This window comes from uncultured Maribacter sp., assembly GCF_947495965.1.
Lineage (GTDB): Bacteria > Bacteroidota > Bacteroidia > Flavobacteriales > Flavobacteriaceae > Maribacter_B.
This window is the reverse complement of sequence record NZ_CANMBB010000001.1, coordinates 925,184-938,027: the sequence shown is the minus strand read 5'-3', so window position 1 is coordinate 938,027 and position 12,844 is coordinate 925,184. Positions and strand designations below refer to the sequence as shown.

10 protein-coding genes are annotated in these 12,844 nt (G+C 31.9%); 5 read left to right on the top strand and 5 right to left on the bottom strand.

All coding sequences use genetic code 11. The annotated features are described in order from the left end of the window. The 4 genes from Q0820_RS03815 to Q0820_RS03800 all read left to right on the top strand — a co-directional run bounded on the left by Q0820_RS03815 (position 1) and on the right by Q0820_RS03800 (position 4,229). Positions 1 to 2,352, top strand: coding sequence for a transglycosylase domain-containing protein (locus Q0820_RS03815; protein ID WP_298485249.1), 2,352 nt, complete (start codon positions 1 to 3; stop codon positions 2,350 to 2,352). Between the two features lie 135 nt (positions 2,353 to 2,487). Continuing rightward, a complete protein-coding gene (locus Q0820_RS03810) occupies positions 2,488 to 3,189 on the top strand; it encodes a CoA transferase subunit A (protein ID WP_298485247.1) in 702 nt (233 codons plus the stop codon). A 3-nt stretch (positions 3,190 to 3,192) separates the two neighbouring features. Next, positions 3,193 to 3,534 (top strand): hypothetical protein, encoded by a 342-nt coding sequence (locus tag Q0820_RS03805; protein ID WP_298485245.1) that lies wholly within the window; start codon positions 3,193 to 3,195, stop codon positions 3,532 to 3,534. 41 nt (positions 3,535 to 3,575) lie between these two features. Further along, the gene (locus tag Q0820_RS03800; protein ID WP_298485243.1) at positions 3,576 to 4,229 is read left to right on the top strand and encodes a CoA transferase subunit B; all 654 of its coding nucleotides are present in this window, start codon (positions 3,576 to 3,578) and stop codon (positions 4,227 to 4,229) included. 320 nt (positions 4,230 to 4,549) lie between these two features. Here the strand turns inward: Q0820_RS03800 and Q0820_RS03795 are convergent, their stop codons facing one another. After that, positions 4,550 to 4,855, bottom strand: coding sequence for a hypothetical protein (locus Q0820_RS03795; RefSeq protein ID WP_298485241.1), 306 nt, complete (start codon positions 4,853 to 4,855; stop codon positions 4,550 to 4,552). Between the two features lie 168 nt (positions 4,856 to 5,023). Here Q0820_RS03795 and Q0820_RS03790 point away from each other — a divergent pair, with 168 nt between their 5' ends. After that, positions 5,024 to 5,734, top strand: coding sequence for a helix-turn-helix transcriptional regulator (locus tag Q0820_RS03790; protein ID WP_298485240.1), 711 nt, complete (start codon positions 5,024 to 5,026; stop codon positions 5,732 to 5,734). Between the two features lie 127 nt (positions 5,735 to 5,861). Here Q0820_RS03790 and Q0820_RS03785 read toward each other — a convergent pair whose 3' ends face one another. The 4 genes from Q0820_RS03785 to Q0820_RS03770 are packed head-to-tail and all read right to left on the bottom strand — an operon-like array spanning position 5,862 to position 12,805. Beyond that, positions 5,862 to 7,973 carry an FN3 associated domain-containing protein gene (locus tag Q0820_RS03785; protein ID WP_298485238.1) on the bottom strand — a complete coding sequence of 704 codons (2,112 nt, stop codon included), beginning with the start codon at positions 7,971 to 7,973 and terminating at the stop codon, positions 5,862 to 5,864. Between the two features lie 3 nt (positions 7,974 to 7,976). Continuing rightward, positions 7,977 to 9,431, bottom strand: coding sequence for a DUF1501 domain-containing protein (locus Q0820_RS03780; RefSeq protein WP_298485236.1), 1,455 nt, complete (start codon positions 9,429 to 9,431; stop codon positions 7,977 to 7,979). Positions 9,432 to 9,438: 7 nt separating this feature from the next. Continuing rightward, positions 9,439 to 11,745, bottom strand: coding sequence for a PSD1 and planctomycete cytochrome C domain-containing protein (locus Q0820_RS03775; protein ID WP_298485234.1), 2,307 nt, complete (start codon positions 11,743 to 11,745; stop codon positions 9,439 to 9,441). Between the two features lies 1 nt (position 11,746). Further along, on the bottom strand, positions 11,747 to 12,805 hold the full coding sequence (locus Q0820_RS03770) for a 6-bladed beta-propeller (RefSeq protein ID WP_298485232.1): 1,059 nt from the start codon (positions 12,803 to 12,805) through the stop codon (positions 11,747 to 11,749). Positions 12,806 to 12,844: the final 39 nt, after the last annotated feature.

The window sequence follows — 12,844 nt, the reverse complement described above, 5'->3', positions numbered from 1 at the left end:
ATGGTAAAAAAAGCTGTAAAGAAAAAACAAACAACAAGTTTTTTTAAATTTATTAAGTGGTTTTGGATATTATTTATAACAGGATTACTATCTGTGGCACTATTATTTATTTTGGCTGCAAATGAGTTTTTTGGTGAAATGCCAACCTTTGAAATTTTAGAAAATCCGCAAACTAATTTGGCAACAGAAATTATATCATCTGACGATAAAACATTAGGTAAGTTTTATTTAGATGATAATAGAACGCCAGTAAAATTTCAAGACCTTCCTAAGAACTTAGTCAATGCCCTAGTAGCTACAGAAGACACTCGTTTTTATGAACATTCTGGTATTGATGCAAGAGGAACCTTAAGAGCATTTGTTTATCTAGGAAAAAATGGAGGTGCAAGTACAATCTCTCAACAATTAGCAAAACAATTATTTACAGGAATCGCAGCTAGAGGTTGGAAAAGATATACTCAGAAAATAAAAGAATGGGTAATTGCAACTCGTTTAGAACGTAATTATACCAAACAAGAAATAATGACCATGTATTTTAATATATATGATTTTGGTAATAATGCAGATGGTATACGTTCTGCTTCTAAGATATATTTTGGAAAAGAACCTAAAAATTTAAAAATAGAAGAATCTGCAATGTTAGTAGGAATGTTTAAAAATTCATCTTTATACAATCCTAGACCACATAGAAACCCTGTAGGAACTAAAAATAGAAGAAATGTAGTACTTGCCCAAATGGCAAAGTATGATTACATAACAGAACAAGAAAAAGATTCTTTACAGGATTTAGAGATGAAGCTAAATTATAACCCTCAATCTCACCGAGACGGTCTTGCAACTTATTTTAGAATGTATTTACAAGGCTTTATGAGCGATTGGATTAATAAAAATCCAAAACCAGCCTTAGAAGGGGAACGAGACAAGTATAATTTATATTTAGACGGACTTAAAATTTATACCACAATAGATTCCCGTATGCAAACCAATGCAGAAAATGCAGTGTCGCAGCATATGACAAAACTACAAGCCGAATTTTTTCATCAAAACACACCAGAACGCAATAAAACAGCACCCTTTTTAGATTTAGAAAAAAATCAAATAGATGCTATTATGGAGCGCGCAATGAAAACTTCGGACCGTTGGAGAGAGATGAAAAAAGAAGGGAAATCGGAAAAAGTAATACGTGCTTCTTTTAACAAGAAAAAAGACATGACGGTTTTTGATTGGAAAAGCGAAACTAAAGAGAAAGATACAGTAATGACTCCTTTAGATTCTATTAGGTATTATAAATCTTTCTTAAGAACAGCTATGATGTCTATGGAACCACAAACAGGACATGTAAAAGCTTGGGTAGGGGGTATAAATTATAAGCATTTTCAGTATGACAATGTTATACAAGGGTCTAGACAAGCAGGTTCTACTTTTAAGCCTCTAGTATATGCAGCAGCTATAGACCAATTACGATACTCTCCTTGCGACTCGTTACCAGATACGCAGTATTGTATAGAAGCAGAAAAACACGGAAACCCAGAACCTTGGTGTCCAAAAAACTCTAATGGAAAATATTCTGGAAAAAATTATACTCTTAAAAAAGCCTTAGCAAACTCAGTAAACACAGTAACAGCACAATTAATTGATAAAGTAGGACCAAAGTCTGTTGCTATAATTGGAAAAAATTTAGGAATAACTAGAGAAATAGCAGAAGTACCTTCTATTGCATTAGGAGTTTCTGAAATGAACGTGTATGAAATGGTGGGAGCTTATGGAACTTTTGCTAACCAAGGGGTATATGTTAAACCTGTTATGGTAACCCGTATAGAAGATAAAAACGGTACAGTGTTGTATGAATATGTTCCAGAAACAAAAGATGTTCTTAGTAAAGATGTTGCTTATGCCATGCTAAATTTAATGGAAGGAGTAACGCAAGGAGGTTCAGGAACGCGCTTACGTACTCAAGGAGTAAATAAATGGAAAAAAGAATATGATGAGGTAATTACTGGTTATCCTTATGGATTTAAAAACCCTATTGCTGGTAAAACGGGTACCACCCAAAATAATAGTGATGGTTGGTTTATGGGCATGGTTCCTAATTTGGTTACTGGTGTTTGGGTTGGCGGTGAAGAAAGAGCTACGCACTTTAAAACTATTACTTACGGACAAGGAGCAACCATGGCATTACCAATTTGGGGGCTTTATATGAAAGAAAATTATAAAAATAAAGATTTAGGTATCTCAGATAAAAGTTTTACGAAGCCTAAAGATTTATCTATAAATGTAGACTGTACTAAAGTTGCGGAAGAAGCTCAGGAAAATAACGATACAGAAGATGATTTAGAGGATTTAGATTTCTAAACATTAAAAAATTATTTACTTTAAAAAGCACCTCTATTTTTTAATAGAGGTGCTTTTTTTATATTAATATTGTATTTTTAGTGAGAATTATTTAAAATGATAAGAAATATTTAATCTAAATATGAGAAATCAATAATGATAAAGAAAAAAGTTACTAATGTTCAAGAAGCATTAATAGGGGTTCAAGATGGGATGACTTTTATGCTTGGAGGTTTTGGCCTTTGCGGTATTCCTGAAAATGCAATTGCCGAATTGGTTAAGTTAGAAGTAAAGAATATTACTTGTATTTCTAACAACGCAGGTGTAGATGATTTTGGTTTAGGCTTGTTATTACAAAAAAGACAGATAAAAAAAATGATATCTTCTTATGTAGGGGAGAATGATGAGTTTGAAAGACAAATGTTAAGTGGAGAGCTAGAGGTAGAGCTTACTCCACAAGGTACTTTGGCCGAAAAATGTAGAGCAGCACAATCTGGTTTTCCTGCATTTTATACCCCAGCTGGTTATGGTACAGAAGTAGCCGAAGGAAAAGAAACAAGAGAGTTTAATGGAAAAATGTATGTGCTAGAAGAAGCTTATAAAGCCGATTTTTCTTTTGTAAAAGCTTGGAAAGGAGATGAAGCTGGTAATCTTATTTTTAAAGGTACTGCTCGTAATTTTAACCCAGCAATGTGTGGCGCAGCAAAAATCACAGTTGCAGAGGTAGAGGAATTGGTACCTGCGGGTACATTAGATCCTAATGAAATTCATGTCCCTGGGATTTTCGTTAAAAGAATTTTTCAAGGAAGTAATTATGAAAAAAGAATAGAACAAAGAACGGTTCGCAGTAAAGAATAATTTATGCGATTAACGTATACTTGTAGGGTATGTAAACAACAAAATTACTTACCTATAAAGGAAGAAACAAGACCAGATTTACAAAAGAAGGTTAATGCGGATGAGGTTAGAGTTAATTGTAAAAATTGTGGTAAAGATGATAAAAGACATATTAGCAGAATTACCGCAATTCCTGATAATAGAATAATTTTAGTAGGGGTCATTATGGGAGTTATTTTAACTTTTGTATTAATACAATATTTAGGCTTAATAGCATCTATTACTTTTTCTACACCAATATTTGTATGGAAATATGAAAGTGAGCAAGCTCATAAGTTTAACTCGTATGCTTTAAGAAGAAAGTAATTAAAAAATTTTCAAATCAACACATTTCCAAATTTAAAAAGATGTTAGATAAAAACGGAATAGCAAAAAGAATAGCAAAAGAAGTGCAAGATGGGTATTATGTAAACCTTGGAATAGGAATACCAACTTTGGTAGCTAATTTTGTGCAAGAAGATATAGATGTAGAATTCCAGAGTGAGAATGGTGTTTTAGGAATGGGACCTTTCCCTTTTGAAGGAGAAGAAGATGCAGATATTATTAATGCAGGTAAACAAACCATTACAACTATGCCTGGGGCATCATTTTTTGACTCCGCTACGAGCTTTGGGATGATTAGAGGAAAACACGTAGACCTTACTATTTTAGGGGCTATGGAAGTTTCTGAAGAAGGAGATATTGCCAATTGGAAAATTCCTGGTAAAATGGTAAAAGGTATGGGTGGGGCAATGGACTTAGTAGCATCTGCAGAAAATATTATAGTTGCCATGATGCATACTAATAGAGCAGGAGCATCTAAATTATTAAAAAAATGTAGTTTGCCATTAACCGGTGTTGCTTGTGTAAAAAAAATAGTTACAAATCTTGCTGTTTTAGAAGTAGTTAAAGATGGTTTTAAACTATTAGAAAGAGCACCAGGAGTATCTGTTGATGAAATTAAAAAAGCTACAGAAGGAAATTTAATAATTAATGGAGAAATACCAGAAATGAAATTGTAAACTTATAAAAGTGTGTAGTTTATCTAATAAATTGAAACTTCATTTTTTTCACAACAAATAAAGTATGTTTCACAACAATAATTACTCAAATACTTACGTTAGGAAGTACATTTGTATAAAAACAACCTCAACCCAAATCTAAAAAAGTAAATAATGGACGCCCAAATTAGCAACATGCCAGCACCAAAAGAAATTCAAGTTTATAGAAATGATTTTTTTAGTGGTGTTGTTCATCTTGTGAGAAAACTCTTTATGTTATAAAAAACAGGACAAGATTAAAAAAAAGGAACTACTCTAAAGTAGTTCCTTTTTTTTTAATCTTATTTGTGATTATCTATAAATAGAGACTCGTTAATTTTTATTATTTTGTTTAGGAATAATTTATCTCCTTCCGCTTGTAATTGCCTTCCAAGAGAGTTGTCAAAAGCTCGGATAATTAGAAACAAAATTGCTTTGGAATTCGATTTTGTTACACTGTTTGTTCTATGAACAACATCTCTTATTGTAGAAAAACTAATATTGGTTTTAGATGCTATATCTGCATAATCATCTTTTGTTGTATTTCTTCTTAGTACAATAGATAGTTTTTCATTGATTGGTTTACCATAGTTTTCTTCTGATAGCATAGTGAATAATGTGTTTATAAGGTTTAGAATAATAGTAAGGAACAACTTTTTGATACTGTAACCATGTTACATTTTAGTATATTTGTTTGTAATCCAATTACAAATATACGCAATAATCTTACGTATTAACACAAAATATGTAAGATTATTACGCAATAATACAATTTTATGTTTATACTAAAGCTATTGCGTCAAAAAAAAAATATAAGTCAGACTGATTTGGCCAATGCTATTGGAGTTAGTTTACGAACAATTCAGCTTTATGAAAAAAAAGACGCTAATATTCCCAAAAAAAACCTGGATAAGATTGCTAATTTCTTTAATCTAAGTATAAGCGAACTTTATGCTTCAGAAGTAAATGAAGTTGATGTTGTATATAAAAAGTTGACTAAAAGTAAGACGAAGGAACAATTACATAAAATTACAAAATTGGGACCTGGTAAATATGTAATAGAAACCCCTTTAATTATTGCAGAAAACCAAATAGAGTATACTAAAAATTATAATAATTTTACTTTTTTAAAACAAATGCCCTCCATAAGTTTTGTGGTAGAAAATGTATCAGTTTCACAGTATATTTCTTTTGAAATTACAAATAACTCTATGTGGAGCAACAATCATCATGGTTTGCCAAATAAAGCAATTGTTTTGGGAAAAATAAGTACTATAAAAGAATTAGGAAAGTCCTCTAATGCCTTTGAATCTTGGATTATAGTATTAGAAAACGTTGTTATGTGTAAACAAATAATTAATTATGATAAAAGAAATGGCACAGTAACTTGTCATAGTCTTAATACTTCTCCAGAATTTCCAGATTTTACTATTAATCTAGATGACGTTAAATTACTTTTTAGAGTTATAAAAAAACAAGTATATTAAATGTTTTAGTCCCAATTTTTTTAAAATATTAGAAGCTATAGATTTTCCAGAGAACAAGTTAGAAACGGTTACTCTTAATCATACTCGGGAACAGCATAAAAAAGACTCACTGGGGAAGAAAAAGCTCTTAATAAAAGAATACTTGATCTACATATAGTTTTTCTTTTTTATGGGGTATGCCAACTATTTTATAGTATCTGTTTTTAGATTTAGGAATTTCCAAAGTAATTTGTCTTTGTCCTCCTTTTTCTACTATTATTTTATTGTGATTTTTCTTAATATGCTTAATTAAGGATAGATTATTTTTATTTTCTCCTGCCCAAATTTCAAGTAAAGCTAGCGACTCTTTCTTTTGATTATTTCTCATTCCATAACTAAAAATAACTTTTTTAATATCTGGAGGGTTTGCTCCAAAATCGGCAACTGCATTCAAGTAATTTTTTTCACTAAAAGTAGCCCAGAATGGAGACGAATTTGCATATTTACCACCTTTAATATGGTCAATTAAGATTGTTTTTGCTTCACCAATAAATTCGCTGTTAAGCCCTTGATGAATTAATTCAAATTTTTCTGGCGTGTACCCTTTATCAGAGAAACTGTAATCCTTTATTTCACTTGCTAACCAATTTTTTTTGTACGCAATTGTTTTAATTGGTTTTTTGTTTGCAAAGTCTATTTTTAAAGGCCTTTTATATAAAGTTGAAGTTGAGTCTGGTTTTGAACCATCTGTTGTATATCTAATTTCAACATTTTGTATTTTATGGCCAAGCTCTATAAACTCTTCTTTATCTAGGATAGTTTTTTTACTTACCAATATCGGAGGAGTTAGCTGTAGCGTATCTCCAAGGCTTATAAATCCAGTTTCAAAGTTGATAGTAGTAAATTCGGATTTTAGTATTTTAATATCATCTTCAGAAATAGAAGTATTCCATATAAAAACATTATTTAACTTAGGTAAATGTTTTAATATAGGGGCAATATTTGCATCGACCTGAGTGCCGGATAATCCTAAGTTTTTTAGATTAGAACAAGTCTTTATGGCTTCTAAATCTTCTGTATTTACATTTGTAAAATTCAATAATAAATCTTCTAAATTATGCAATGAACTTATAAAATTAATAGAGTTTTTATCAATTGGTAAATAAGATAGATTTAAAGAAACAATCTGTTTTTTTATTTTAGATAAATCGGTTATAAATTCTTGTTTAAATGTTTGTCTTCCATGAATAACAACATCAATTGCAGGGGAAGATGGAGATTTTTGAATAACCGTTCTAAAAGGATTCTCTAACGCTTCAATATCTTTTTTGTCAGCAAAATCAAAGGTATAAGCTAATTTTTTCTTATTATCAATCGTTTTTAATCGGCTTTTTATTAATACTCCTAGAGCGTCATTTGCGGGTAAATCTGTTAATGTTATTTTCTCATTGGCGCCTTGATTAATCCAAGCGGATAGTAATTTAATTTCCTCTGAAGTAAGTTGCTTTTTCCCTTCTGGCGGCATGTGTTTCTCATGTTCTATTGGTAAATGTGCCCTTTTTAATAGAGAGCTTTCTTCAGGGTTTTTACTTATCCAGAGTTTGCCTTTTTTTCCTCCTAACATCATTTTCTCAAAAGATGTCATATCTAAATCTCCTTTTTGTTTTTCTGCATTATGGCAACTTACGCATTTAGCATCCAAAATAGGTTTAACAAAACCAATAAAAATGGGAGTATTTTCATTAATTTCTATACTCTCTACTTTTGCAAGTGGTTCGGTAATAAAATTAGCTCCATGTGTTAATCCTGCACCAAAATGGCCTGTAAATAAAACACAAATAAACCCTATATAAAGCACTGTTTTATATAAAGTTTCTTTTTTAATGAACGTTAGAAAGTAAATTAAAAAACTAACTACAACTCCAATCCATTTATGTAATGTCATTAATTCTGTAGGAGTACTTTCTAAGGAAAGAAACAACCCCATTATAGTTGCAATAACTGTTGTAAACGAAGTAAATAAAACTAAAAATCGATTTATTTTTTGAAAAGATTTAGAATCTATCTGCTTTTTTAAAAAACTTAAAATAACTAGTAGAACAATAAATGCTATTGGGAAATGTAAAATTAAAGGATGCATTCTTCCTAAAGGTTGTAACCAATATGGAATAGAAACACTGTTCTCAAAAATTAAAAGCATTACTAAAAAGCAATGAAAAAGAAATAATAGGTTTGATGAAATAGATTCTAATTTTTTCATGTTTTAAGCTAAAATATCTTTTACTACATGTCCATGTACATCCGTTAATCTAAAGCGCCTTCCTAAGTGTTTATAGGTTAATTTTTCATGATCTAATCCCATAAGGTGTAAAATGGTAGCATGTAAATCATGAATATGAACCGGATTTTCTATAATGTTATATCCTAGCTCATCCGTTTTACCATAAGAAGTACCTGCTTTTACACCTCCACCAGCCATAAACATACTAAATGCTCTTGGATGGTGGTCTCTTCCATAGTTATCTTTAGTTAATTTTCCTTGACAATAGTTTGTGCGTCCAAACTCACCTCCCCAAATGACTAGGGTTTCATCTAATAAACCACGTTGTTTTAAATCGGTTATTAAGGCAGCAGATGCTTTGTCTACATCTAAAGCCTGTTTAGGCATATCTCTTTGTAAATTACCGTGTTGGTCCCAACCTTGATGATATAATTGGACAAAACGAACTCCAGATTCTGATAGTTTTCTAGCCAATAAACAATTTGATGCGTAAGTTCCTGGAATCATAGAATCGGCACCATACATTTTGGTTATATGATCTGGTTCTTTAGATAAATCTGTAATTTCTGGTACAGCGGTTTGCATCCTAAAAGCCATTTCATATTGTTTAATTTTGGAATGTATTTCTGGGTCTCCAAACTCTGCATGTCCAAGGTTATTTAGTTTTGCTAAATGATCCAACATTTTTTTTCGCTGTGCCTTATCCATGCCATCAGGATTGTTTAAATACAAGATAGGGTCTTCACTAGCACTTAGTTGTACCCCTTGGTGGGTACTATCTAAAAAGCCATTGGACCATAATTTAGAATATACACCTTGCCCGTTTCCAGAGCCTTTAGATAATAATACACAAAAGGCAGGAAGGTTTTTATTCTCACTTCCTAGACCATAGCTTAACCAAGAGCCCATACTTGGTCTATTTCCTTGTTGCGAACCTGTTTGTAAAAATGTTAATGCAGGATCATGATTAATAGCATCTGTATGCATACTTTTTATAACACAAATATCATCGGTAATTTTTGCAATGTTTGGAAACAAATCACTTACCCAAGTACCAGACTTTCCGTGTTGTTTAAAATCAAATTTTGACCCAACTAAAGGAAAGTTTTTTTGATTAGCGGTCATACCAGTTAAACGTTGCCCTTGGCGAATAGAATCTGGTAAATCTTGCCCAAACATATCATTAAGCTTGGGTTTATAATCAAAACTTTCTAGTTGGGAGGGAGCACCATTTTGAGTAAGCATAATTATACGCTTTGCTTTGGTTGCAAAATGTTTTATTCCCAGAGGTAATTGGTCCTCTATTGTTTTGGGGCCTTTAAATAAGTCAGGAATTAATAGTGAACCAAGAGCAGCTCCACCAACGCCCATAGCCATTTTACCTAAAAAATGTCTGCGATTAACATTTAAACGATGTTCAAAAATTTCTTTATCCATTGGGTTATTAGCTTTTCATTATTGTTTCTTCCATATTATACAGTGTATGTATAATTTGCATGAGCGTTGCAACTTCTATTTCATCTCTATGAATAGATACTGGATATTCACCAACTGTAATAAAGGATTTGGCATTATCAGGATTAGCGGTAAAAACTTCTTTCTGTTCTTTGTAATATGCTAACAAAATACTTTTCTCTTCAGGTTTTATTTTTCTACAAAGAATAAGTTGAAACGCTTTTTCTATTTTTTGTAATGGGCTTAAATCTTCAATGTTTAATCTTTCTGATAAAACCCGAGAAGACTCTAGTGTTGTAGGCCCATTTAACATGATTAAAGCCTGTAGGGGTGTAGAGGTACTATGTCTTTTTACTTCGCACTGATCTCTAGCAGCAGCGTCAAAAGTGGTTTGTACAGGAGGTAAAACGGTTCTTTTAATTAAAGTATATATGCCTCTACGATATAATTTATCGCCATGATCTTGCACGTAAGTAGCTAACAAACCTCTTCTTGAACTTGCTGAAGCCCATAAATTATCTGGTTGATATGGTTTTACACTGGGTCCACCAATTTCTTTATTTAATAAGCCACTACTTTCTAAAATAAGATCCCTAATTATTTCTGCATTTAAACGTGTTCTTTGCATTCTGGCTAAGTACATGTTTTCTGGGTCAACTTCTAGTTTGTTTTCTTGCACAACAGTAGATTGTGTATATGTAGCAGAGGTAACAATTTGTTTTATAAGTCTTTTAATGTCCCAACCGTTTTCTTGAAAATCTACTGCTAACCAATCTAGTAATTTAAAGTGTGTTGGTAAATCGCCTTGCATACCAAAATCTCCGGAGGTGTTTACAATACCTCTACCAAAAATATCTTGCCAAACTCGGTTCACATATACTCTAGATGTTAAAGGGTTTTTTTTATCAAGTAACCATTTAGCTAATCCTAATCTGTTAGATTCGAATTTATCTTTATTAAATTCTAAAATGGCTTTAGGAGTATTAAAATCTACAGTATCCGTTTTACCATCGTAAACACCTCTGTCTAGAACATGTGTGGTTCTAATACCAACAGAATCTTCCATAACCATAACCTTAACATCTTCTGGTGATTTTTTGTTGATAAAAGGTAATTTGTCTTTAATTAACTTGTTATCAATTGTTATAAAAGGAGGGTTTGCAAGTACACGTACGCCACTGTATAATCCTTTTTCTGGAACTTTATCAAAAAAGGCAAATGTACTATAGTAATCTTTTTGAGAAATAGGGTCATATTTGTGATCATGGCATTTGGCACATTCAAAGGTTAAACCTAAAAAAGCTTTGCCAAAGGTGTTAGTCCTATCTGTAACATATTCTATACGGTATTCTTCATCAATAACACCACCTTCTTGAGTTATTTTATGGTTTCGGTTAAATCCAGTTGCCAAAATTGCCTCAATATTTTTCTTTGGAAGTAAATCTCCTGCTAATTGCCATGTTAAAAACTTATCATAACTGTAATTTTCATTAAATGCATGAATAACCCAATCTCGCCAAGGCCACATGGTACGTCCACAATCGTCTTGATACCCATGAGAATCTGCATAACGTGCAACATCAAGCCAATGAATAGCCATTTTTTCTCCATAATGTTTATTGGCTAGAAGTTGGTCTACAATTTTTTCATAGGCATCTTCAGAAGTATCCTTTAAGAATTGATTTTGTAATTCTATTGAAGGCGGTAGTCCAGTTAAATCAAACGAAACACGTTTTAATAGACGTTCTTTTTCTGCTCTTTGGTTGGGTTGTAGCCCTATGCTTTCCATTTTATTTAAAATAAAGTAATCAATTTCATTTTTAAGCCAATCTTTATTTTCTACTTCTGGAAGGCCTTGTTTGGCAGGAGGAACAAAAGCCCAATGTTTTTGGTATGTTGCACCTTGCTTTATCCATTTTTTAATGACCTTTATCTCATATGCAGAAAGTTTTAAATTAGATTCATTAGGAGGCATTATTTGGCTTGTGTCTTTTGTAGTAATTCTTAAAAATAGTTCAGATTGGTCTGGAGATCCACTTACTATTGCATGTTTATTTTTATTGTCTTTTAATGCTTTATAAGCACCTTCTTCTGTGTCTAATCTAAGTTCAGCAGCTCTTTTATTAGCATCTGGTCCATGGCAATTAAAGCACTTATCAGAAAGAATAGGACGTACATCAAAATTGTAATCTACAATCTTTGGTATTTTTTTTTCAGGAATACTGGTATAGCTAGCACCCTTATCTTTGCAAGAAGAAATGATAATTATAATTAAGAAGATAAATCTGAATTTCATTTTATACTCTTTCTAATTTTATAGGATATGATTTGTTAGCATTCCATTGACAGATATAGAGATTTTTATCTTCATCTACACAAACATCATGACAGTGATTAAATAAGGTGTTGTTTTGTAGCATTAATTGCAATTCGCCACCTTTATATTTTGGTTTAGCACCACCTGGATTAGATACTACTTTATCATTTTTGTCAAGAATAGTAACAAAACCAGAGTTTGGAGTCCGTTCTAAATATTTCATTCTAGACCAGCATACTCCCGAATAAATGTTTTCTCCATCTATTACTGGTCGGCATACATATGCTCCAGGCAAATAAATAGTAGAAATGTACTCGCCATCTAGGGTAAATCTTTTAAAAGAATTATGCATTCTAGATGTACATAGAAGCGTTATGTTATTAGGGTCTCTATCATCTATTGTTACCCCATGTGCATTGTTTAATTGTTCATCTAAATGCCCCTTTCCTCCAAATTTTCTTATAAACTCACCATCCTTATTAAATTGTAAAATCCAATCTGAGCCGTAACCGTCAGATACATAAATATCACCGTTAGGTGCAATAGCAGTTTCAGTAGGTTTGTATCTCATTTTCTCTGAATAAACTCCAATGTTTTTAGGATTCGGAAGTTCTAGGAGTATTTTTCCTTCTACCGTTGTTTTTATCACTTTTCCACCATTAGGATCACAAATAAAAAGCACATCGTCTTCTCCTTCATTAAATAGTGTGAGTCCGTGTCCAGATTTATATTCATGCCCCCAAGTTTTAATTACTTTTCCAGATTTATCATAGATGATGATGTTGTTTTTTGTTTCATCGGTAATCATGATAAGACGACCTTTGGAATCTAAAACCATTTCATGACAGTTTTTAATAGGGGTAGAATTTGGGTTTAAGTTTCCCCATTCTTTATGAACTCTATATTTAAAATCTCCATGACCTATAATTTCTGATTCTAATTTTGGTTTTTTTAGAATTGTAAATCCGTAAGAAGGAATAGATAAAGCGGTACTTGCTAAGGTTGTTTTTTTTATAAAATCTCTACGGGAGTTTGCCATTTGGGTTTAGTTTTTTTTAACGGAGCAGTGTTTTCAAAA

Bases quoted from the DNA above. Each gene is read 5' to 3' on its own strand.
- Q0820_RS03785 (WP_298485238.1), bottom strand. From the start codon at position 7,973: ATGAAAAAATTAGAATCTATTTCATCAAACCTATTATTTCTTTTTCAT.
- Q0820_RS03790 (WP_298485240.1), top strand. From the start codon at position 5,024: ATGTTTATACTAAAGCTATTGCGTCAAAAAAAAAATATAAGTCAGACT.
- Q0820_RS03770 (WP_298485232.1), bottom strand. From the start codon at position 12,805: ATGGCAAACTCCCGTAGAGATTTTATAAAAAAAACAACCTTAGCAAGT.
- Q0820_RS03805 (WP_298485245.1), top strand. From the start codon at position 3,193: ATGCGATTAACGTATACTTGTAGGGTATGTAAACAACAAAATTACTTA.
- Q0820_RS03795 (WP_298485241.1), bottom strand. From the start codon at position 4,855: ATGCTATCAGAAGAAAACTATGGTAAACCAATCAATGAAAAACTATCT.
- Q0820_RS03810 (WP_298485247.1), top strand. From the start codon at position 2,488: ATGATAAAGAAAAAAGTTACTAATGTTCAAGAAGCATTAATAGGGGTT.
- Q0820_RS03815 (WP_298485249.1), top strand. From the start codon at position 1: ATGGTAAAAAAAGCTGTAAAGAAAAAACAAACAACAAGTTTTTTTAAA.
- Q0820_RS03800 (WP_298485243.1), top strand. From the start codon at position 3,576: ATGTTAGATAAAAACGGAATAGCAAAAAGAATAGCAAAAGAAGTGCAA.
- Q0820_RS03775 (WP_298485234.1), bottom strand. From the start codon at position 11,745: ATGAAATTCAGATTTATCTTCTTAATTATAATTATCATTTCTTCTTGC.
- Q0820_RS03780 (WP_298485236.1), bottom strand. From the start codon at position 9,431: ATGGATAAAGAAATTTTTGAACATCGTTTAAATGTTAATCGCAGACAT.